The sequence below is a fragment of the Dellaglioa algida genome, from assembly GCF_030127605.1.
Lineage (GTDB): Bacteria > Bacillota > Bacilli > Lactobacillales > Lactobacillaceae > Dellaglioa > Dellaglioa algida.
In genome coordinates this window covers 96767-117297 of sequence record NZ_JANXLE010000004.1, presented here as the reverse complement: position 1 = coordinate 117297, position 20531 = coordinate 96767, and the positions used below count along the sequence as shown (strand labels likewise).

The window sequence follows — 20531 nt, the reverse complement described above, 5'->3', positions numbered from 1 at the left end:
TACCCAGTTATAAAATTACCTTGGTCTAATTATTTTTTTGGGCCATATTCAATAGCTCTTCGGCATGTTTAACGGTTAACTTAGTAATTTCAGAACCAGCCAACATACGAGCTATCTCTTGAATTCGTTCTTCTTTAGACAATAACTTTATAGATGTTTCTGTACGTTCACCAATAACTTCTTTGGATATAAAGTAATGGTGTTCACTAATCGCGGCTACCTGTGGCAGATGCGTAATACATAACACTTGTGAGTTTTGAGCAATTTGACTAATTTTTTCGGCAATTGCTTGCGCAACACGACCGCTAACGCCCGTATCAACTTCATCAAATATGATACTCGTAACGCCTTGCGTCTTAGAGAAAATAGTCTTTAACGCTAACATCATTCGAGATAATTCACCACCCGAAGCAATCTTAGCGAGCGGCCCCATTGTTTCCCCAACGTTTGTTTGAATATAAAATTCAACTTTATCTTGTCCGGAATTATTCAATTGACTTAACGTCTCAAATTTAACTTCAAAGATTGCCTTATCCATATAGAGCTCACTTAATTGCTTGTGTACCTCTTTTTGTAAAACAAGAGCCGCTTTTTTTCGCGTTTTAGTTAATTTATCAGCTATTTTTTGAGCTTCTTTTTTGGCCAAGTTAACCTGATTGTCTAAATTATCGGCTGTCCCTTCAGTCGCCTCCATTTCAAATAATTCTTCTGAAATGGTTTTTAAATATGTCAAAATTTTTTCAACGGAATCACCATATTTATGTTTTAACTGAACGATAATTTCGAGTCTATTTTCGATCTCGTTTAATCGTTGTTCGTCCCACTCTAAAGCATCCAATTGTCGTAACAAGTCACTGGAGGCATCTTGTAACATGTAATAAGCTGATGACAAACGCTCCGCTAGCTCTTTGTATTCGCTATCCAAATTATCAATCTTTTGCATATTAGACATTGCCACACCAACACGATCAACTGTGTTCTCATCCTCACCTGATAATGCTTGGTAACTGGCATCCAATGATTGGTTAATTGTTTGAAAGTTCTCTAATCGTTCTTTTTCAGCGCTAAGTAACTCTTCTTCGTTTTCAATTAAATCAGCGCTCTCAATTTCATCTTTTTGGAAATGTAACATATCTAAGCGTTGTGCCCATTCATTTTGGTTCGTTTGTCGCTTAACTTGTAATTTGTGTAAGTTTTGATATTGTTCAAATGCATCTTGATACTTTGATGTCAATGTTTGAATATCATTTTTGATATATTCATCTAGCATGCCTAAATGTTTGTCTTGTTGCATTAATTCTTGATGTTCATTTTGACCATGAATATCAACCAATGTTTCACCGATTGATTTAAGCGTACTCGTATTGACCAACATCCCGTTGATACGACAGATGTTTTTTCCAGATCTATGTATTTCGCGTTGCAAAATAACAGAATTGTCATCATGTCCAATACCTAGTTGATCTAATTTTATCAATGTATTTGACTGTTTCGCCGGAATAAATAGACCTTGCAGGACCATTTTTTTTGCGTCTTTTCTAATAAATTCTTGTGACCCTCTACCGCCTGATAGAAGACCTAATGCATCAATAATAATTGACTTTCCGGCACCCGTTTCACCCGTTAAAACAGTCATATTAGCCATAAAATCGATATTCAAAGAATCAATAATGGCAAAATCTTTGATTGTCAATTCTTGTAACATATGTTCACCCCTTTAAAATAAAAAAATCTGAAACAGAATGTCACAGATTTTTCGTTTGTTTATTCAATTACGATTTCATTTATGATTCTACTTAGTTTCAATGCGTCTTTATTTGAATGACAAATAATTAACGCCGAACCATCTCCGCCTAAAGTCCCAAAAACAAATGAATAGTTCATTTGTTCAATTAACGATACGATTGCTGGCCCACTTCCCGGGGTCACCTTAATAAGACACATTTCATTTTGAACATCCGTTGAAATAAAAGCATCTTTTAACGTTTTTGTTAATTTTTTTTCTGTATTTAATTGTTTTTGAACAGGTAAGTTATAACTATAGGTCCCATCAGTAGCCGGAACTTTAATTAATTGCATTTCTTTAATATCTCTAGAAATTGTAGCCTGCGTGACGGTTATACCTTCTTTTTTTAGCAAAATAACAAAATCTTCTTGTTTATCAATATTATTTGCCTTCAATAATTCCCGGATATAACGTTGTCGTTCTTGCTTTTTCATTAAAGTCCCCCCAGCCCTTGACCCATTACTCATGCAGTAAGTATAACGTAATATTGATGATTATTAAAGAAATTCACTTCAAATCCTCATTTAACGGCATTCAAATTATCATATGCGTCAGCTAAGGTTGCATCAATACTAACCTTATTCATAATGACACCTTGTTCATTTGTCGCCGATTTTAAATGGATTAAAAATTCGATGTTACCTTCGCCACCCTTGATAGGCGAGTAACTTAGGTCCGCAACGTCAAACCCTGTTGTAACAGAGAATTGAACGATGTCTTCAAGAACTTTACGATGAATTTTTTCATCTCGTACAATCCCACGTTTTCCGACATTTTCTTTTCCGGCTTCAAATTGAGGTTTAATTAGTGCTACAACGTCCCCATTTTCAGTAATAATTTTCTTTAGAGCAGGTAAAATAAGATGTAATGAGATAAATGACACATCAATTGTCGCAAAATTAGGTTGTCCGGATTCAAAATCTTCTTTTTTACTATATCTAAAGTTGGTATTTTCCATAACGACAACCCTTGGATCTTGTCGTAATTTCCAAACAAGTTGGTTTGTACCAACGTCTAATGCATAACTTAATTTTGCCCTATTTTGTAAGGCGACATCAGTAAATCCACCAGTTGATGACCCAATGTCTAAGACAGTTTTATCTTGAACCGTCGCGTCAAAAACTTTAAGTGCCTTTTCTAATTTCAATCCACCACGACTCACATAAGGTAGTCTTTTACCTTTAAAATGAAGTTCCGTTTCTACAGAAATTTTAACACCTGGTTTATCCAAACGCTCTTCATTTTCACCCAATATTTCGCCGGCCATAACCGCGCGTTTAGCTTGTTCACGAGTTTCGAACAAGCCTTGTTGAACTAATAAAACATCAATACGTTCTTTTTTCATAAAGACTCCTAGTTTTTTAATTTAAAGTAGTGTAATAATTCTTCTAAGTACCCGGTTTCCAGGCCAGTTTTTTTGAGATTTTGAATGGCTACCTTGGCTTGATCAATTACATTTCTCAACGTGTCATAAGATTGATCTAATCCGATTAGTCCGGGGTAAGTATTTTTATTTTCCTGATCATCTTTATGCACGGCCTTCCCCATTTCTTCAGAAGTCCCAACAACATCCATAATATCGTCATAAATTTGGAATGCTAATCCAAATTGGCGACCATATTGAATGAGCTCCGCCTGTTGTTCAGTAGTTGCATTCCCAAGTATACCACCCGCGTAAACCGCAAACTCAATTAAATCGCCCGTTTTACGTTTATGAACTCGTTTCAATTGTGCCAGTGATAAGACTTGGTGCTCACCTTCAATATCGGCTACTTGACCACCAACCATACCTTCTGGTCCGGCCAACTGAGCCAATCGGGACATAAGGGCCACTTTTTGTGCGTTGCCCACATCAGAACGACCAATCCACTCAAACGCTAACGTATTTAAGGCGTCTCCAGCCAAAATGGCCATACTCTCACCATAAACAATATGATTTGTTGGCTTTCCACGTCTCAAATCATCATTATCCATCGCGGGTAAGTCGTCATGAATTAATGAATACGTATGAATTAACTCTAACGCACCGGCCACCGAATAAACCCCGTTATCAATTTCATGATTAAACATCTGACAAATCACAAAAATTAATAACGGCCTCATCCTTTTTCCACCGGCCTCAACTGAATAAATCATTGATTCTTTTAAAGCTTTTTCAGTATCTAAATCCTGCAGGCGGCCAACTAATTCATGATTAAATTTTGGTAAAATCTCATCAGAAAAAGTGGTTAAACTAATCATTTTTTGCATCCTGCTCAAATGGAATTTCTTCGCCAGAATCATTCATTACGCTTGTTAATGTCTTTTCTGCATTTTCTAGCGTTTTTTGTAATTTTGAACTCAGTTTAACCCCATCTTGAAATTGCGTTAATGCTTTTTCCAAAGGGACATCTCCCTGTTCTAATTCCGTAACAATTTTTTCAAGTTCCACTAAGTTATCTTCAAATGTTGCTTTTTTTTCAGCCATCTAATGAGTCTCCTTTTCAATTTTTTCAATTTTCGCTTGCGCTTGCCCATCAGCAAGATGTAAGACAACTTTATCATCGACCTTCACCGATTCAACACTTTTAATAATGTTTTCATCCATGGAAACATAACTATACCCTCGGCCCATAATTTTCAATGGACTTAATAGGTCCAATGCACTTATTTTTTCTCCAACTTGTTGTTTCTTTGTTTCAAGTAGATAAGTCATTACTTGACGAAGCTGCTTGTCTTGTTGCTGAACTTGGTCCTGTAATCGTTCCACTAGTTGTTGTGGATTTTGGTAACTCAACTGATTACGGACTTGTTCAAATTGTTGTTTTTTAACCATAATTGTTTGTTTAGTTATTTGCGTCAAACGCTGCGTTAGATTATCTAAATTTTGCAGGTAACCTTCGTATAAACGATTAGGCTGCTGAAAAACGTAAGACTGTCTAATTTTATTTAATTGTTGTCTTCTTAAGTTCAATAAATTTTGCGTTACTTGTAACAATCTAACTTTCAATTGATTAATTTTGATTAATTCATCGGCGTAAACAGGAACAGCCAATTCTGCTGCAGCTGTTGGCGTCGCTGCTCGAACATCAGCAACTAAATCGGCAATTGTTGTATCCGTTTCATGTCCAACCGAAGATATAATTGGAATCTGACTGTCAAATATTGCGCGTGCGACTAGTTCTTCATTGAAGGGCCATAAATCTTCTATTGATCCCCCGCCTCGTCCAATGATAATTGTATCAAAATTGCCCAATTTATTAATTTGTTCCAAGCGTTTTATTAAATCGCCGGCTGCTTTATCACCTTGCACAATAGCGGGAAATAAAACTAACTGAGCAATAGGGTAACGTCTGTTAACCGTTGTCATGATATCCTTGATGACTGCTCCCGATGGACTCGTTATAACCGCAATTCGTTTTGGGTACTTAACCAATGGTTGTTTTGGCGCCGAAAAAAGTCCCTCAGCTTGTAACTTATTTTTTAACTGTTCATAAGCCTGATATAAGGCCCCAACACCATCTGGCTCCATTCGATCAATATAAATCTGGTAGTTGCCAGTCGCTTCATATAAAGATATACGACCCACAACTAACACTTTCATCCCGTCCTCAGGTTGAAATTTTATTTTATCAAAAGCTGAACGAAACATGATTGCACTAATCTTAGCATGATCATCTTTTAAGCTAAAATACTGGTGCGCATTAGGTCGAGGGCGTAAGTTTGAAATTTCACCAGTTAAATAAACGGTCCCGAGATAAGGATCGGCATCAAATTTTTTCTTCAGATATGTGGTTAACGATGTAACTGATAAATAATTTTCTTTATCCAATTCCAACACTCCGTTTTGTTAATTCAATTGTTTGTTCCATCAACATTGCAATCGTCATAGGTCCAACACCTTTTGGTACCGGTGTTAAATATCCAGCAACATCAGAAACATCTTTATCAACGTCCCCCGCCAATTTGCCACTATCCAGACGGTTCATGCCAACGTCTATTACAACGGCTCCCTGTTTTACATCCGCTTTTTTTACGAAGTTCGCTTGACCAATTGCAACGACTAGTATATCGGCCTGTTTAGTTATCTCCGACAAATTTTGCGTATGACTATGCGTAACGGTTACCGTAGCATTAGCATTCAAAAGCAGTGCTGCCATTGGTTTACCAACAATATTACTACGACCCACAACAACCGCATTTTTACCTTCTACGTCAATATCATATGCCGTAAACATTCTCATAATTCCCATTGGCGTACAAGGAATTGCTAATGGATCATTCATAACTAACCGACCAATATTAACCGGATGAAAGCCATCTACATCCTTTTCCGGTCTAATAGATTCAGTTATTTTCTTTTCATTTATTTGTTTTGGTAATGGTAATTGCACTAATATACCATGAACGTCGGGATTTTCATTATACTCACTAATGAGTGCTAATAAGTCCGATTCAGATGTTGAACTTGGTAATTTTGTGATGATTGATTTGATACCAATTGATTCAGCAACTCGATGTTTATTTTTAACGTAAATTTGACTTGCCTGGTCTTCTCCAACTACGATAACGACCAACGCAGGGATGACCCCTTTTTTCTTTAAATTTTCAATTTCGAATTTCAAGTTATCAGTAGTTGTTTGCGCTAATTCTTTACCATCAATTATTTTAACCATATTAGTACCTCTATTTCGTTTTTTACTTCTTATATTTTATCATATTTAAGACATTTATTTCTAAAAAAAAAGCGTTGCAAAAATGCAACACTTCTCAATTATTATTATTCATTTGTTTCTTCAGTTTCGGCTGGCATTTTTTCAACGACAGGATCTAACACACCGTTAATGAATTTTCTTGATTCATCATCGCTGAATTCTTTAGCAATCTCTAAAGCTTCATTCAAAGCAACCTTAGCTGGTACATCATCAATATAATTCATTTCATAGATGGCAAGTCTTAAAATGATTAAATCCGTATTATTCAAACGTGATAATTTCCAACGTGATGTTAGATTAGCCTCAATCACAGCATCTATCTCCGTTTGTTTGTCACTAACGCCTGATACTAATACTTCTAAATATGGTGGAATAACTGCCGATTCTTCATCAGGAACTTCTAACAACTCACGATAAATAGCTTCTCTCTCAGCATCTGGGTTAGATTTTAACGCAAAAAGCGCTTGAAATGCTTTCTCACGAATTGCATGTCTAGTTAATATTACACTCACTAATTTTCACCATCTTTTTCTGAAAATAAATCGTCCGTATTCAGTTTGTCGACTTCCTTTTCAGGAATAACCCCTTCAACATGAACATTCACTTCAATAATTTCTAAACCTGTCATAAACAATAATTGTTGTTTGATCTTTTCCTGCATCATTAAGGCTACTTTAGGCACAGATACTCCATAGTCAAGGTAAACAAAGACATCAATATTTAATTGATCATCTGCCAAGTCTAATTTAACGCCCTTACCGAGTGATTTTTTACGACCAAATAGTTCAGTTAAATTTTTAGCAATTGTTCCTCGCATTGAGTAGACGCCATCAATTTGATTAGCGGCTATTCCAACAATAATTTCAATCACTTCAGGTGCAATCTTAATGTCACCTAAAGAAGGTTCAGTACTTTTTAAAACAATATTTGTTTCTTCAGCCATAGGTTTTTACCTCCATCGATTTATTGTGCTCTGGAAATGTATGTCCCATCTTGTGTATTAATAATTAACATTTCATCTTCATTAACAAAGAATGGCACTTGAACGACTAATCCTGTCTCAAGAACTGCTGGTTTAGTACCACCCGACTGTGTATTACCTTTAATACCAGCTTCGGTTGATGCCACTTTTAATTCAACCGTGTTAGGAACATCGACACCAATTGTTTCTGTTCCAAACATAATAACGTTAACCATCAAGTTCTCTTTTAAATAGTTCAACTGTTCGTGTACACGTTGTTCAGGTAATTCCAATTGTTCATATGTGTCCATATCCATAAACACGTAGTTACTACCATCCGCATAAAGATATTGCATTTTTTTGTTATCAATTTGTGCCTTTTGAACTTTTTCACCGGCACGGAATGTCTTTTCTTGTGCTGCGCCTGTACGGAGATTCTTTAATTTTGAACGGACAAAGGCTGAACCTTTACCTGGCTTAACATGTTGAAATTCAACAACACGCCATAAATCACCATCAACCTCGATTGTAACACCATTTTTAAATTCATTAACGGACATCATAAAGCAAATTCCTCCTAGTATCTCGTGTATCTCATAGTTCTAATAATAGCAATAATGAACATATAAAAGCAAGTTAAAGTCTATATTATCATTAATTTTTTATAAGAATCCGTTAACAATTGATGGCCATTTTCAACAACCAAAATATCGTCCTCAATTCGTACACCACCAAGTTTCGGTACATAAATACCTGGTTCAATTGTGATAACATCTCCGACCATTAAAACACCATTTTGGTCATTGATCCTGATATTAGGTAATTCGTGAATTGATAAGCCAATCCCGTGACCGATACCATGATTAAAGTAGTCACCATATCCGGCCTCCGCAATCATTTCATTCGCGACCCTTGCTAACTCACTCAATCTACATCCCGGTTTAATTAGCGAAATAACATGTTCCTGTGTCATTAATACGGTATCGTATATTTTTTTTAATTCATCAGATATCGATCCGATAGCAACGGTTCTGGTTACATCAGACGTGTACCCCTGATAATAATAACCAAAATCAATCGTAATTAAATCTTGCTTTTGAATTTTCCGATTTGAAACTGTCGCGTGTGGCCACGTTGAATGAATACCACTTGCCACAATTGTTTCAAATGATTCGTTTGACGCACCTAAACTCTTCAAGTAACTGTCTAATCGATTAGCGATTTCAATTTCTGTTTGCCCGATTTTTATTGTTCCAACAATGTAATCAAATGCTTCATCGGCCAGTTGTCCTGCCTTAACTAATTTTTCTTGTTCAAATTTGTCTTTAATACGTCGTAACTCCTCAACGATGTTAGTAAGTGATACTAAATCGCTAGTCAACTCTTCATCCAATTGCTCGTATTCTAAAAACGATATTGAAGACTCAAATCCCATGACGGTGAGTCCATTTTTTTCAATGATATCGGCTGCAACGCCCAGATAGTTCCGAGTAAATTCAATTTCAAATCTATTGTCGTAATCTTCTAACGCCAATTCGTATCTAAGATCAGTGATTATAAATTGTTGTTTGTCCGTAATTAATAATACACCGTCGCCTTCAAATCCACTCAGATAGTTTATATTTACGATATCAGTTACCAAAAATGAATCAATCGAGAGATTTTCAAACGTTGATCTTAATTGTTCAATTCTATTGATATTCATTTAAGTTCTCCTTTTTATGTACAAAAAAAGGAAATCTCTGTCATAAATGAAGAGATTTCCTTTAAATTATTATTATTCAGCTACAGGGTATACAGAGACTTGTTTCTTATCGCGGCCTTTACGTTCGAAACGAACGATACCATCGACTTTAGCAAACAAAGTATCATCTCCACCTTTACCAACGTTAACACCAGGATAAATACGTGTTCCACGTTGACGATAAAGAATTGAACCACCTGTTACTTCTTGTCCGTCAGCTCTCTTAGAACCTAAACGTCTACCGACAGAGTCACGACCATTAGAAGTAGAACCCCCACCTTTTTTATGTGAGAAAAATTGTAAATTCATTAACATAATCAATGCACCTCCTTGTTATAGTTTATTATTTAAGTGTTAATTCAATGTAATCTTGATAGTTTTGCTCAATTGACTGTAGTCCTAAGACTAAACTTTCTAAAAGCAATTGTCCGTTGGGATTGGTTAGCTCTGAATTCGGTAACTTAACTTTCATTAAGCCACCGTTTTCTTTGTCCATCTCAACCTCAGGGTCGATTTTAGCAATTTCGGTTAAACTGTTAACCGTATTAATGGTCAACACTGAAACCGCAGCACACACAATATCTTGACCATATTCACCAGAATCAGCATGCCCTGTTATTTCAAACGCATCGATGATTTTGGCATCTCTCCGGGAAACAACTGCACGTATCATACTAGTAACCTACTTTCAAAATTATGCGTTAATGGCATCAATAACAACCTTAGTATATGGTTGACGATGACCTTGTTTTGTATGAGAATGTTTCTTAGCCTTGTATTTGAAAGTAACAACTTTCTTTTCGCGGCCCTGCTTTTCAACAGTACCAGTTACTGTAGCACCTTTAACAAAAGGAGCACCAATAACGGTTTTTTCGCCACCAACTAAAACAATTTCATCAAATGTAACTTTTTCACCAGCTTCTGCTGATAATTTTTCAATGTAAATAGCTTCTCCGGCTTCAACTCTAAGTTGCTTGCCACCTGTTTTAATAATTGCGTACATGTGTATTACACCTCCTTATAGATTACTTAGACTCGCCGTAATTTAGTGGTCGGATTGTAATAATCCAACGCTTAAAAACTTAAAACGTGCGGTTGCAGTTGTGGTGTTCACAAATACAACGTTATTATAGTATCAAATGTGAGTTATTAAGTCAACGCTATCCTTCATTTTCAACAAAGAAATGTGTCAGATTAACGCCATTACTTGTGTCAACACCCGTTATTTCTTTTAGTACTTTGGCAACGTAATGCGGTGTATAAATCATATCATCCCGCAACCAGCGCTTAATGAACCCTAGGTGGGCCGAAGCCACATATGATACTTGTAGCTCATTAGGTATCTTAGATACTTCAAAATCGTCAGCCAATTGCTCCCTGAAGTTATTCAAATAAATAACTAATCGATCATATACTTTATCAGAAAAAGCGACATCTTCTTGACTATTCAAAAGAACGCCAAACATCATTGACTCATCCTGTAAGTAATTAAACACTCTGTCCAGACAACAAACTTCCACTGGATTTGAATAGACATATTTTTTGTCCGGCGTCTGCTTTGACATAATCATAATATTATCAAAAAAATCATCCAAAATTTCATCCATTGCTCGATCAATAAAATCCTGTTTATCATGATAATGTAAATAAAATGTTCCTCGAGTTACATTGGCTTCTTGAGTAATTTTTTGAACGCTAATATTTTCAACTTTATAATGCTGCATAAGGACCACTAATGATTTTTTTAAATTTTGTTTTGTTCTTTTTACTCTTGGATCATTAGAATCAACCATTTCCAACCTCTTCATTCATTTTAATTAGACTTAATTTCTATTTGTGTATATTACTCTACTAGTATAATACATTTCATTAAAAATTTCATTTACATTTAAAATTGTTAAAAGAGTTTCCCTAATTTTGATTGACAAACACCGGTATTTTATCATATACTATTGGATGTTGTTATGACTTGGTAGCTCAGCTGGATAGAGCATCCGCCTTCTAAGCGGACGGTCGTGAGTTCGAATCTCACCCAAGTCATTAATAGTCACATTAGAACGATTTAAAAAAACAGGAATGCCTTTAAATAGGCGTTCCTGTTTTTTGTTTCACCTGAGAAAGCACTAAAAAGCATAGGATGGTGAAAACATTTTGCGCTTTTTTTGTGCCTCAAACTTAAATATCTATTAGAATATTTACATCCAATTCTGACAAGTACCATTAAAATAATCAAAAATATGGTACTTGGATTTATTTATTCATTAATAACAATTGCCTGGAATGGCTTTAAAATATACATCCCTCCGACATTGTTATCATCAACGGAAATGTTAGAACATACTATTAGTCCTGGATTCATTAATTTAATTTCTTGCTCTTCATTTGATAAATTCACCAGAATCGTGAGCGTTTGACTATCGGTTTCACGTTTATACCCAACTACATCCTCGGGTACGTCTACAATTTCAAACAAATTACCGGATATAATTGTTTCATGAAATTGTATATCATTACGTAAAACCGCAAGATTTCTATAAAATGTTAATACTGATTCGTCGTTATTTTTTTCATCAGCAACGTCAATTCCTTTACGATCTGTTCCCATTGACAACCATGGTTTGACGCCTGAAAATCCAGCATATTTACTAGAATCCCATTGCATTGGAGTCCGTGCATTGTCTCGAGATTTATAATTAACAAGTTCTAGAGCATCATCCTCAGAGTATCCTTCACGTAACGCCATCTGATAGTTATTAATGGTCGAAACATCATTAAATTCACTGATAGTTTTTCGTTGCATATTCTTCATCCCGATTTCCTGTCCTTGATATATAAACGGCACACCGGGTAAAAAATAGTACATTGTTGCCAGTGCTTTGGCGGCAGTTGGTGTTTGATGTTCTTTCTTAACAATTAACTTAGATAGTGTTCTGGGTTGATCATGATTTTCTAGCACATTGGCACTAATACCATGAGCATTTTCGATTGACTTTTGGCTATCAAAAATAGTCTTTTTCAAATCATAAATAGTCCAATTTGATCGACCTTGATACCATTCATCAACATTTTTAACTTCAATATTTAAATATGAAAAATCAAATATCATTGAAAAGTAACCATCCTCACCGATATATTTAGGTAAGTCTTCATCAGATACCCCGTATGCCTCGCCAATTGTGACTGCATCATATTTATCAAAAGTTTCCCGTTTAAGCTCTTCTAAAAAAAAGTCAATTCCTGGACGATTTTGGCCTTTTTTTATAACGGCAACTAGTCCATCATTGCCATCTGGTTCCAAACTTGCCCAATCCAAGTCTTTCTTCAAATGAGTAATTGCATCACAACGATAACCTGAAACACCTTTGTCTAGCCACCAATTAATCATATCGTAGATTTCATGACGTAATACTGAATTTTCCCAATTTAAATCTGGTTGTTGTCTAGCAAACGTATGAAAATAATACGTACCAGGTTCACCGGGCACTTCAGTCCAAGTTGAACCACCAAAAATTGAACGCCAATTATTGGGGACCTTACCATTAGTTGTTTTTTTAAAGATATAATAATTACGGTACTTACTATTTTTATCTGCTAGTGCTTTTTTAAACCAATCGTGTTGATCAGATGTGTGATTAATTACTAAATCCATTACAATTTTTATACCACGTTTGTCACACTCTGCCGATAATCTATCAAAATCAGCCATTGTACCAAATTGTGGATCAATGGCTTGATAATCAGCAATATCATAGCCCATATCAACCATCGGTGATTTATAAATTGGTGAAATCCATAATATATTAATTCCCAATGATTTTAAATAATCGAGCCTTTCGATAATTCCGCCGATATCCCCAATCCCATCATTATTTGTATCTTGAAATGAACGTGGGTACACTTGGTATGCGATACTATTTTGCCACCACTTTGTTTTAGCCATATTAAATACCTCTTTCATTTTATAATTACTTACTTTCTTCAGCGATTTCTTTTTCGGCTTCTTCAGCTTCAGCAGAAGTTTCCTTAATAACCATCACTGATACAGCTCCAAATAGTAACATTATTGCGGAAACCATTAACATTTTAGGCATACTTGAACCTAACAATGGAAATAATGAGAAACTAGCAATAGATGCTACGATTTGAGGTAGACAAATTGATCCATTAAATAATCCAAGGTATGTCCCCATATGGCTGCCAGAGAGTGCATTTGTCAGCATAATAAATGGAAACGCCATCATTCCAGCCCACGCGATACCAATTAATGTGAACGAGACAATTAACGCCATTTGACCGTGTATAAAAAATATCGTTCCAAATCCAATTGCGCCCAAAAATAAACTTAAACTATATGCTAATTTATGTTTATCATTGTGAACCTTGGATAAAACAAGCGACCAAATAACCGCTGCAACCGACTGGACAGCCGATAAAATACCAAACCAATTACCGGCCGATTGAAATCCGGCTGATGCTGCATCCGTAGTATGCCAAACATTAAACGCAACGGCCCCAGTTCCATATGTCCAGAGATACTGAAATCCCATCCAACAAAAAAACTGTACAAGCGTAATTGTCCAGAATACCTTTGGCGCTTTTTTCAAAAGCGTAATCATGCTAACTTTTTCAGTATTCGCTTCTTCAGTAATCCCATGATAGATAGCATATTGTTCTGGCGTATATTCTTTAACTTTGAATACTGTAAATAGAGAACAGATTATCAAAATAATTGCACCAACATAAAACGAGACGACAACTGATTGTGGAATTACACCATTAGGCGCCACATTCGAGACACCAATAATCGTTAAAACGAATGGAAATATACTAGCCAACACTGCCCCAGTATTAGATAAGAAACTTTGAATTGAATAAGCAAAGCCCTTTTGATCTTCATTAACCATATCGCCAACCATCATTTTAAATGGTTGCATCGCGACATTAGAAGACACGTCCATAAACATAATTGCAATTGCCCCAAACATTAAAGCTGTTACTGACCCCGCTCCAAAACCAAAACTTCCTGAATTAGGTAGTAGGCACATTACAATAACGGCTACAACAGCGCCAACTAAAAGGTATGGTATACGACGACCGAGTTTAGGCATCCACGTACGATCAGAATAATAACCAACGATTGGTTGTACTACCATTCCGGCTAGAGGAGGTAATATAAAGAAAAATCCTAACTTTGTTGGATCAGCTCCCAACGTTTGAAAAATTCTCCCCATATTCGAACTTTGAAGCGCAAATGCCATTTGAACACCTAAAAACCCAAAACTCATCATCCAGATTGTACTAATTGGCAATTTAGGCAGCGTAGCAGTTTTAACTACCGTATTTTTTTCATTATCCATTATAAACTCTCCTTACTTAAATTTAATAAAATCCATCGAACGTCTTCGATACATTTCATTATGCAACCGTTTGCATTAAATTGCAAGCGGTTGCATTAAAAAATAAAAAAAAGTGAAATCCTTTTCACTTTTCTAATTATAAATATTAAATTTAATCTTCTAACGCACTTTATGTGGAACAACAACATATCCTCTAGTGTCATCCGAAAATACTAACTTAGCTGCTTCCTGCCCTAATTTATCTGGATATAAATCAACACAATGGAAATTATTATTGCCCATTCGACTAAATAATTGATTATTATTAAAAACAATTACCGGTATATCTTTATTAAATGTTTTTTTCCAAAAATTAAAAAAAGTAAACCCAATCATATCATCGGCAGCCACAACGCCATCTACATTCGCATGTGCCTTAATATATGCAATTAATCTATCACTATTATCATTTCCGTGACGCAATCCTAGGTTACTACTTTTATGTTTTATTTTTAGTTCATCAATAGCATGATTAAATCCATGTTCGCGCTGTATTTCGAAGTTCCAATTCTTATTTGATTTAATGAACAATATATGTTTACTATTATATGTTCTTTCTAAAAATTTAGTTGCATCAAAGCCCGCTAAAACATTATCATTATTTACATAAAATTGAGTTCCAGAATCAACTGGCTCACCAATAACTACATATCTCACATCATTCTGTGTCGATAAAAACTGAGTCACCATATCATTCTTTTTTGAATATAATAAAATAAAACGATGTATTTGTGCTTCAAGAACCATTGCCTGCACGTTAGATAACAATTCCGTATCTGTTTGTCCCATCGCAACAGACATAACATACTTTCGGGGAGCTAGTTCTTTATTCACCCCTCGCATCATATCAATATGAAATGTATTTTCTTGGTTACCCACCTTAGTCACCGGGAAAATCACCCCAACCACATTCGACTCGCCAAGGCTCAGATTTTTTGCATTTGAGTTAACCCGATATCCCATATCCTTAGCAATCAATTGAATACGGTCTCGACTTTTTTGACTAATTCGAGGATTATTATTTAATGCCCTTGAAGCTGTTGATACTGCTACATCTGCCGCTGTTGCTACATCACGAATGGTTACCATTTATTTTTTCCTCAAAATTTTATTTATCATCTTTAAATTTTTAAAACTAACTTAAATAATTCGTATTACATATTTAAGCATACTAGTTTTCACACTCTGGTGTCAATTAAGTACACGATAAGCCATAATAAATATAGGAAAATATACTATTAAAATTCCTCCCCACAATTGACACAGAAAAAAAGCATATTACTTGGGGTCTACAATATCTGTTGTTGGTAATAGAAAATTAATTCTATTACTAATGACAGATTTTTTGTATAATGACAAAAAAAGACCCAAAAGCCATAAGACTTTTGGGTACGGGTTCATCCAAATCCATTATCGTTCAACCACCACAGATGAATTAATAAGAAAGAAGGAATCTCCGTATGTCTAATCATACTAAAGTTTGGCTCGGAATAGAAGACAATAATCTAACGATTATTGATTATTATACCTCAAACGATCATGTCACCCGATTTAACGGTATTCTTGACTATCAACCGAAAGCTTGTCCCAACTGCGGAATTAAGAACGAAGGTCAGATAATCAAATACGGCTGGCGTCAAACGACTATTCGATACCCTAAGGTATCGGGAGAAGACGTTATTCTCTTACTCAAACGAAGATATTTTAACTGCCACGAGTGCCAATCCTACTTTTTGGCTCAAACAAGTGCGGTCCCTAAGAACTGTACAATATCTAATCTATCTAGAAAACTTTGTTTGACTAAGCTGGCAGAACCGTTTCTTTAACCCATATTACCGATGAGCTTTCAACTTCTGATTCCTTTGTAGGCCGCATTTTAATGACTTCCGAACGAGATTTCAAACCAAATTACACGTTTTTACCCAAGGTCCTCCTACTTGACGAAGTCAAGAGTACAAAATCCGCTACAGATGCCATGAGTTTTGAATTTATGGATGCTAGTAATCATGAATTAATTGATCTTTTATCTTTTCGACGGCTCTATCAAATACAACGTTATTTTTACCGTTATTCTGCCGTGGCTAGAAAAAATGTGAAAATTATTGTAACTGATATGAATTATGCGTATCCTAAACTGGTTAAAGAAGTCTTTCCCAATGCAATTGTTGTCATTGATAGCTTTCATATAATTAATTCGGTGAATCGTGGATTTACCAAAACAAGAATCAGACTCATGAAAGAACTACCAACATCGTCAAAAGATTATAGAGCACTGAAAAGATACTGGAAACTTCTGTTAAAACCTTCTGAAAATCTTGATTACAAGAATTTTAAAAAATGGACTTATTTTCCGTATTTAATGACGGAGATTGATGTCCTTGACCATTTACTCGCACTGAATCCAGAACTGAAAAGAACATATGAATTGATGAATCAAATCAGCCCTTCACTTAAGGGACTGGGCGACTTATGATTTAGCCGTTACGAACACCGAAGGGTGTTCTGAAGAGATGACCAAAAGTATTGAAACGTTGCGACTCCATCATTCTGAAATTAAAAGTACTTTCGCTCATCATTATTCTAACGGTCCTTTAGAAGGTACAAATAATAAAATAAAGGTCGTTAAACGCGTTAGTTTTGGCTTCAGAAACTTCCACAGATTTCGAACAAGACTAATTTACACGCTCAAAATACATACTAAAAAAGTCCTAATCACAAAGTGATCAGAACTTTATCAATTTAGTCACCAACAACAGTTGACGAAGAACCTTAATTATTTCTTCTTACTTTTATCCATAACTTCAATTATTTTTTCCGAGACATCATCTTTAACATCTTCTAGTTTCTCTTTAGCTTTGCCAAGCAAGCCTTCTGCCCTGCCCTTAACTTCTTCTTGTTTATCATGGGTTATCTTACCCTTAGTTTCCGTGATTTTACCCTTAACTTGATCCATCTTCGCATCAAATCTATCTTCTTTTGTCATTGTACTTCCTCCTTTTATTTATCGTAACCAACTCAATCGTTGGTTTTCTTAAAAAGACTTAATGAACAGATAACAATTACACCTACGAGAATATATATAACACCGTAACTAGTGGGGATGGCACCTTCAAATAGAAAGGCAATCAGATCAAATCTAAAAATACCTACTAATAACCAATTTAAGCCACCAACAATTAATAGACTAAACAAAATATTATTAAGCATTCTCATCCCTGTCTCCCCCTCTACTATTTGGGTACACCTTAAGTATATCATCCCAACATTAAAAATCAATTAATATGATTATAATAACCATAATTAAAAATGAATGTATATCAAAATGAATAATTACGGATGCTAATACCCTTTCTTAAATAAAAAGTATATAAATAGCCCTTCAATATCAGATTTGCGTCTGACATCGGAGGGCACTTCATTGAATGAATTTTATAATAAACATATATTATTTATTGTAAAACATTAAATTAATAGTTATTTTCTTGTCTTTCAACATTTTCAATATTTTTTTTAACAAATTCTTCTTCAATATCATCCCAAGATAATTTAAGATCAACCAATCCAAATTTTATAAAAAGATGCCAAGCATGTTTAAAATCTTCCAATTTATGACTAAACAAACTTTTAGAAATCATTAATTTTAGCGATAAAAAAACTTTATTTAGAGATATCGTCATTGGTTTTTTTGCAAAATTAGCCATTTCGTCATCACTGATTAATAGCAGGTAAGTCCATTTATTTTGGTTCGCAATATTAAAGAAAAAACTCATCGCATCAACATATTCTGAAAGTACCGTTTCTTCATGCGTCTTACCTGCTTCAGTTTTTTGTCCCCGATTATCTTTCCAAACCTTGAACCATTCAACTGTGTTTGCCAATTCTGATAACTCAACATCTAAACTTACATAAGCGTTAAATAATCTTTCTTCTGGACTCCATCTGATTTTTTTATCCTGGATAACATCTCGGTCAAATTTTCGTTCCATTTGGATCATATCTGTTAAATTCACTTATTTTCCTCCAAAAAAATCTGTCCATTAAAGGACAGATTTTATCTTATTATTTAAATATTAAGGGATCTGATTTAATACTTAACTCACTAATATTATTTAAATACCAGTTCCTAATGAAAGGTTCATTTAATAAAATATCAAACCATGATATTTCCTGAGTTGTATCCATAACTGCGATAACCCATTTTTCATTGTCATTTTCGCCCATTTGTTTCTGATCATAAATTGTTATTTCTGAGTTTGCTAGTTTTAGGACAGCACTATTATTAACGCCCGCCTCAACCATTAACTCATTCTCTGAAGCAAGCACGAATAACTCATCGATAACGTCTCTCTTAAGCATATCTTCAGATAATTCATACCTTGCCGGGTTACCTGAATCCAAGAGGTTAAGATCAACACTGAATCCGTAATCCTCTTTTAAATACGTTGCAAAATCAATCAACATCATTTCAAGGTGCTTAATTGCTTTTGCATCTAACTTCTCTAAGTAACTAACGATTAAGACATTCGTAATGGCTGAACTATTAATCCGAATCATTCTCTTACGTAAATTCAGATAAAAAAGCGAAGCGCCTGACTCTTGTGCAACATAATAAGCGCCTTCGCTATCATCAATTTTGAATGAAAAACTATCAACAGCATTAATTCCAGGAATTTCATGAACAAGTGCTTTTCTAGGTTCCGAAAAATGTAAAATAGCTGTTTCATTATCATGTAAGTCCATTAATCGATTAAAGAAGAGTAAACAATAATCTGCAGCACTATATTTTTGTGGGAAAGTTAAATAGCTTGTATCTAATTGATAACCCATTAGGCTCATTGCGGCATCAATTAATTCAACTTTATCTTGTGTGTTCATCAAAATGTCTAATGTTTCAGTAAATTTAATACCGTTATTTAAACTCAATTTAATTTGTTCATTAAATTCTACTAAACGAGATTTTGTTGAAATTAATTTCTTTTCATTTTCTGCCATTATTCAGTCACCTGTCCTTTTTGACTAATTAGGTGAGATAAATAATTGCTATATAATTCATTATTATGTTTAGTGAATTTTTCAAAGTCACCAAATACACCTATAACACTCTGTCTTTCATAACCAATTAATGTATCTTCCTTAGCTAAACTTAAAACATCAGTCTCGCTTGATTTAATATCTTGATAGGCGCTATTAGCTTCTTCGTCCATTTCAGTTAATTTCGTCAGACGTTCTTTCAGAACACGTCGTTCTTCACGAATACGTCCAGCATCCCAAGGACGACCTTTTTCTTGCGAGTTACGTTTCATTTCTTCACGAATTTTATCTTTCTCAGCATCACGTTCATCTTGAGAATCAACCAATTCTTGACGTTCTTTATTTTGAGTTGAAATTTGATTAATCTTATCCGTATTAACACGTTTATTCGTTGATTCTAGTTCAAATGATTTAGCCAACTTAGCTAGCTCTTCTTCATCGAATTTAAATTCAACATTTAAAACGTCTAAATATCCAAATTCTTTACGATCCCACCAGTTACCAAAATGAATTTTAAATTTTCCAACTGTCATTTCTTCAAAATAGAAGAATGGATAAGCATCACGTAAATATGAAATAAGTTTCAAGCTTAAATATTGTTGAATTTGCGGATAATCTTTAACGACCAATTCTTCTTGAACGGCCATTTCTGAAACGCTTCTCTTTTTTAATAAAAGTTGCGCATAACGTGATTGGTTAATTAATTGATAAACTAAGCGATCATCTTGTTGTTTAATGGCCTCTCTTAGTTGATTTAAATATTCAACTTTTTTAGAGAGTGCGAATTCTATATTATTGGTAGCTTCATCATGATCTGATAAACTAAATTGGTTGTCTTTCATCATGTTTTACCCCTTTATTTCATATTTAATTGTTGCTTTTTTTACTATGTATTTTATTATTCTTTGCATAATCAAAA

At 34.7% G+C, this 20531-nt stretch carries 26 protein-coding genes, 1 tRNA gene and 1 other annotated feature; of the genes, 4 read left to right on the top strand and 23 right to left on the bottom strand.

Annotated elements, in window-relative coordinates:
- Positions 1-25: 25 nt before the first annotated feature.
- From recN to N0K73_RS04655, 15 genes are all read right to left on the bottom strand, one after another.
- Positions 26-1705, bottom strand: a complete 1680-nt coding sequence (gene recN / locus N0K73_RS04725) for a DNA repair protein RecN (protein ID WP_112249697.1) — start codon at positions 1703-1705, stop codon at positions 26-28.
- A 59-nt stretch (positions 1706-1764) separates the two neighbouring features.
- Positions 1765-2220 carry an arginine repressor gene (locus tag N0K73_RS04720; protein WP_057973436.1) on the bottom strand — a complete coding sequence of 152 codons (456 nt, stop codon included), beginning with the start codon at positions 2218-2220 and terminating at the stop codon, positions 1765-1767.
- Positions 2221-2306: 86 nt separating this feature from the next.
- Positions 2307-3131, bottom strand: coding sequence for a TlyA family RNA methyltransferase (locus N0K73_RS04715; protein WP_112249695.1), 825 nt, complete (start codon positions 3129-3131; stop codon positions 2307-2309).
- A gap of 8 nt (positions 3132-3139) precedes the next feature.
- Complete coding sequence (locus N0K73_RS04710; protein ID WP_112249693.1) at positions 3140-4027, bottom strand: polyprenyl synthetase family protein; 888 nt, start codon at positions 4025-4027, stop codon at positions 3140-3142.
- Positions 4020-4253 (bottom strand): exodeoxyribonuclease VII small subunit, encoded by a 234-nt coding sequence (locus tag N0K73_RS04705; RefSeq protein WP_057973433.1) that lies wholly within the window; start codon positions 4251-4253, stop codon positions 4020-4022. Before N0K73_RS04705 ends, N0K73_RS04710 begins: the two co-directional genes overlap by 8 nt.
- Positions 4254-5597: an exodeoxyribonuclease VII large subunit gene (gene xseA, locus N0K73_RS04700; RefSeq protein ID WP_112249691.1), complete on the bottom strand. Its 1344-nt coding sequence runs from the start codon at positions 5595-5597 to the stop codon at positions 4254-4256.
- On the bottom strand, positions 5590-6441 hold the full coding sequence (folD, locus tag N0K73_RS04695; RefSeq protein WP_112249689.1) for a bifunctional methylenetetrahydrofolate dehydrogenase/methenyltetrahydrofolate cyclohydrolase FolD: 852 nt from the start codon (positions 6439-6441) through the stop codon (positions 5590-5592). Before folD ends, xseA begins: the two co-directional genes overlap by 8 nt.
- A gap of 104 nt (positions 6442-6545) precedes the next feature.
- Positions 6546-6992 (bottom strand): transcription antitermination factor NusB, encoded by a 447-nt coding sequence (gene nusB / locus N0K73_RS04690; protein WP_112249687.1) that lies wholly within the window; start codon positions 6990-6992, stop codon positions 6546-6548.
- Entirely contained in the window at positions 6992-7423 is a 432-nt protein-coding gene (locus N0K73_RS04685) for an Asp23/Gls24 family envelope stress response protein (RefSeq protein WP_112249685.1), read from the bottom strand. Before N0K73_RS04685 ends, nusB begins: the two co-directional genes overlap by 1 nt.
- A 20-nt stretch (positions 7424-7443) precedes the next feature.
- Positions 7444-8004 carry an elongation factor P gene (gene efp, locus N0K73_RS04680; RefSeq protein ID WP_057973428.1) on the bottom strand — a complete coding sequence of 187 codons (561 nt, stop codon included), beginning with the start codon at positions 8002-8004 and terminating at the stop codon, positions 7444-7446.
- An 80-nt stretch (positions 8005-8084) separates the two neighbouring features.
- Complete coding sequence (locus N0K73_RS04675; RefSeq protein WP_057973427.1) at positions 8085-9146, bottom strand: M24 family metallopeptidase; 1062 nt, start codon at positions 9144-9146, stop codon at positions 8085-8087.
- Positions 9147-9218: 72 nt separating this feature from the next.
- Positions 9219-9506 carry a 50S ribosomal protein L27 gene (gene rpmA, locus N0K73_RS04670; RefSeq protein ID WP_083478911.1) on the bottom strand — a complete coding sequence of 96 codons (288 nt, stop codon included), beginning with the start codon at positions 9504-9506 and terminating at the stop codon, positions 9219-9221.
- 22 nt (positions 9507-9528) lie between these two features.
- Positions 9529-9858, bottom strand: a complete 330-nt coding sequence (locus N0K73_RS04665) for a ribosomal-processing cysteine protease Prp (protein WP_057973425.1) — start codon at positions 9856-9858, stop codon at positions 9529-9531.
- Positions 9859-9879: 21 nt separating this feature from the next.
- Entirely contained in the window at positions 9880-10188 is a 309-nt protein-coding gene (gene rplU / locus N0K73_RS04660; RefSeq protein WP_057973424.1) for a 50S ribosomal protein L21, read from the bottom strand.
- Between the two features lie 18 nt (positions 10189-10206).
- Positions 10207-10292, bottom strand: a sequence feature (ribosomal protein L21 leader region).
- 53 nt (positions 10293-10345) lie between these two features.
- Complete coding sequence (locus N0K73_RS04655; protein WP_112249683.1) at positions 10346-10978, bottom strand: TetR/AcrR family transcriptional regulator; 633 nt, start codon at positions 10976-10978, stop codon at positions 10346-10348.
- A 173-nt stretch (positions 10979-11151) separates the two neighbouring features.
- On the opposite strand from N0K73_RS04655, the gene N0K73_RS04650 reads away from it, so the two are divergent.
- Positions 11152-11225 (top strand) — tRNA-Arg (locus tag N0K73_RS04650).
- A 214-nt stretch (positions 11226-11439) separates the two neighbouring features.
- Here N0K73_RS04650 and N0K73_RS04645 read toward each other — a convergent pair.
- From N0K73_RS04645 to N0K73_RS04635, 3 genes are all read right to left on the bottom strand, one after another.
- A complete protein-coding gene (locus N0K73_RS04645; protein ID WP_112249681.1) occupies positions 11440-13125 on the bottom strand; it encodes a glycoside hydrolase family 13 protein in 1686 nt (561 codons plus the stop codon).
- Between the two features lie 25 nt (positions 13126-13150).
- On the bottom strand, positions 13151-14542 hold the full coding sequence (locus tag N0K73_RS04640) for an SLC45 family MFS transporter (RefSeq protein WP_112249679.1): 1392 nt from the start codon (positions 14540-14542) through the stop codon (positions 13151-13153).
- A gap of 159 nt (positions 14543-14701) precedes the next feature.
- Positions 14702-15670 carry a LacI family DNA-binding transcriptional regulator gene (locus N0K73_RS04635; protein ID WP_112249677.1) on the bottom strand — a complete coding sequence of 323 codons (969 nt, stop codon included), beginning with the start codon at positions 15668-15670 and terminating at the stop codon, positions 14702-14704.
- Between the two features lie 371 nt (positions 15671-16041).
- On the opposite strand from N0K73_RS04635, the gene N0K73_RS04630 reads away from it, so the two are divergent.
- Genes N0K73_RS04630 through N0K73_RS08310 form a run of 3 tightly spaced genes read left to right on the top strand, consistent with a single transcriptional unit; the run spans position 16042 to position 17304 of the window.
- Positions 16042-16407, top strand: coding sequence for a transposase family protein (locus N0K73_RS04630; RefSeq protein ID WP_112249675.1), 366 nt, complete (start codon positions 16042-16044; stop codon positions 16405-16407).
- 53 nt (positions 16408-16460) lie between these two features.
- On the top strand, positions 16461-17054 hold the full coding sequence (locus N0K73_RS04625; protein ID WP_415527612.1) for a transposase: 594 nt from the start codon (positions 16461-16463) through the stop codon (positions 17052-17054).
- 37 nt (positions 17055-17091) lie between these two features.
- Positions 17092-17304 carry a transposase gene (locus N0K73_RS08310; protein WP_181647324.1) on the top strand — a complete coding sequence of 71 codons (213 nt, stop codon included), beginning with the start codon at positions 17092-17094 and terminating at the stop codon, positions 17302-17304.
- A 50-nt stretch (positions 17305-17354) separates the two neighbouring features.
- Here the strand turns inward: N0K73_RS08310 and N0K73_RS04620 are convergent, their stop codons facing one another.
- The 5 genes from N0K73_RS04620 to N0K73_RS04600 form a co-directional block, all read right to left on the bottom strand.
- On the bottom strand, positions 17355-17564 hold the full coding sequence (locus tag N0K73_RS04620; RefSeq protein WP_057973422.1) for a CsbD family protein: 210 nt from the start codon (positions 17562-17564) through the stop codon (positions 17355-17357).
- A gap of 32 nt (positions 17565-17596) precedes the next feature.
- Positions 17597-17794, bottom strand: a complete 198-nt coding sequence (locus N0K73_RS04615; protein WP_057973421.1) for a DUF378 domain-containing protein — start codon at positions 17792-17794, stop codon at positions 17597-17599.
- A gap of 254 nt (positions 17795-18048) precedes the next feature.
- Positions 18049-18591 (bottom strand): dUTP diphosphatase, encoded by a 543-nt coding sequence (locus N0K73_RS04610; protein ID WP_112249663.1) that lies wholly within the window; start codon positions 18589-18591, stop codon positions 18049-18051.
- Positions 18592-18640: 49 nt separating this feature from the next.
- Positions 18641-19573 carry a hypothetical protein gene (locus N0K73_RS04605; RefSeq protein ID WP_112249661.1) on the bottom strand — a complete coding sequence of 311 codons (933 nt, stop codon included), beginning with the start codon at positions 19571-19573 and terminating at the stop codon, positions 18641-18643.
- A complete protein-coding gene (locus N0K73_RS04600; protein ID WP_057973418.1) occupies positions 19573-20457 on the bottom strand; it encodes a hypothetical protein in 885 nt (294 codons plus the stop codon). The genes N0K73_RS04605 and N0K73_RS04600 overlap by 1 nt, the downstream gene beginning before the upstream one ends.
- Positions 20458-20531: the final 74 nt, after the last annotated feature.

Excerpts from the sequence above, each read along its gene's own strand:
- N0K73_RS04625 (WP_415527612.1), top strand. The coding sequence starts at position 16,461 with ATGACTTCCGAACGAGATTTCAAACCAAATTACACGTTTTTACCCAAG.
- rplU (WP_057973424.1), bottom strand. The coding sequence starts at position 10,188 with ATGTACGCAATTATTAAAACAGGTGGCAAGCAACTTAGAGTTGAAGCC.
- N0K73_RS04600 (WP_057973418.1), bottom strand. The coding sequence starts at position 20,457 with ATGATGAAAGACAACCAATTTAGTTTATCAGATCATGATGAAGCTACC.
- N0K73_RS04640 (WP_112249679.1), bottom strand. The coding sequence starts at position 14,542 with ATGGATAATGAAAAAAATACGGTAGTTAAAACTGCTACGCTGCCTAAA.
- N0K73_RS04715 (WP_112249695.1), bottom strand. The coding sequence starts at position 3,131 with ATGAAAAAAGAACGTATTGATGTTTTATTAGTTCAACAAGGCTTGTTC.
- N0K73_RS08310 (WP_181647324.1), top strand. The coding sequence starts at position 17,092 with ATGACCAAAAGTATTGAAACGTTGCGACTCCATCATTCTGAAATTAAA.
- N0K73_RS04645 (WP_112249681.1), bottom strand. The coding sequence starts at position 13,125 with ATGGCTAAAACAAAGTGGTGGCAAAATAGTATCGCATACCAAGTGTAC.
- recN (WP_112249697.1), bottom strand. The coding sequence starts at position 1,705 with ATGTTACAAGAATTGACAATCAAAGATTTTGCCATTATTGATTCTTTG.
- N0K73_RS04620 (WP_057973422.1), bottom strand. The coding sequence starts at position 17,564 with ATGACAAAAGAAGATAGATTTGATGCGAAGATGGATCAAGTTAAGGGT.
- N0K73_RS04605 (WP_112249661.1), bottom strand. The coding sequence starts at position 19,573 with ATGGCAGAAAATGAAAAGAAATTAATTTCAACAAAATCTCGTTTAGTA.
- N0K73_RS04685 (WP_112249685.1), bottom strand. The coding sequence starts at position 7,423 with ATGGCTGAAGAAACAAATATTGTTTTAAAAAGTACTGAACCTTCTTTA.
- N0K73_RS04655 (WP_112249683.1), bottom strand. The coding sequence starts at position 10,978 with ATGGTTGATTCTAATGATCCAAGAGTAAAAAGAACAAAACAAAATTTA.
- N0K73_RS04630 (WP_112249675.1), top strand. The coding sequence starts at position 16,042 with ATGTCTAATCATACTAAAGTTTGGCTCGGAATAGAAGACAATAATCTA.
- N0K73_RS04705 (WP_057973433.1), bottom strand. The coding sequence starts at position 4,253 with ATGGCTGAAAAAAAAGCAACATTTGAAGATAACTTAGTGGAACTTGAA.
- N0K73_RS04615 (WP_057973421.1), bottom strand. The coding sequence starts at position 17,794 with ATGAGAATGCTTAATAATATTTTGTTTAGTCTATTAATTGTTGGTGGC.
- folD (WP_112249689.1), bottom strand. The coding sequence starts at position 6,441 with ATGGTTAAAATAATTGATGGTAAAGAATTAGCGCAAACAACTACTGAT.
- efp (WP_057973428.1), bottom strand. The coding sequence starts at position 8,004 with ATGATGTCCGTTAATGAATTTAAAAATGGTGTTACAATCGAGGTTGAT.
- N0K73_RS04710 (WP_112249693.1), bottom strand. The coding sequence starts at position 4,027 with ATGATTAGTTTAACCACTTTTTCTGATGAGATTTTACCAAAATTTAAT.
- N0K73_RS04675 (WP_057973427.1), bottom strand. The coding sequence starts at position 9,146 with ATGAATATCAATAGAATTGAACAATTAAGATCAACGTTTGAAAATCTC.
- N0K73_RS04635 (WP_112249677.1), bottom strand. The coding sequence starts at position 15,670 with ATGGTAACCATTCGTGATGTAGCAACAGCGGCAGATGTAGCAGTATCA.
- N0K73_RS04665 (WP_057973425.1), bottom strand. The coding sequence starts at position 9,858 with ATGATACGTGCAGTTGTTTCCCGGAGAGATGCCAAAATCATCGATGCG.
- N0K73_RS04720 (WP_057973436.1), bottom strand. The coding sequence starts at position 2,220 with ATGAAAAAGCAAGAACGACAACGTTATATCCGGGAATTATTGAAGGCA.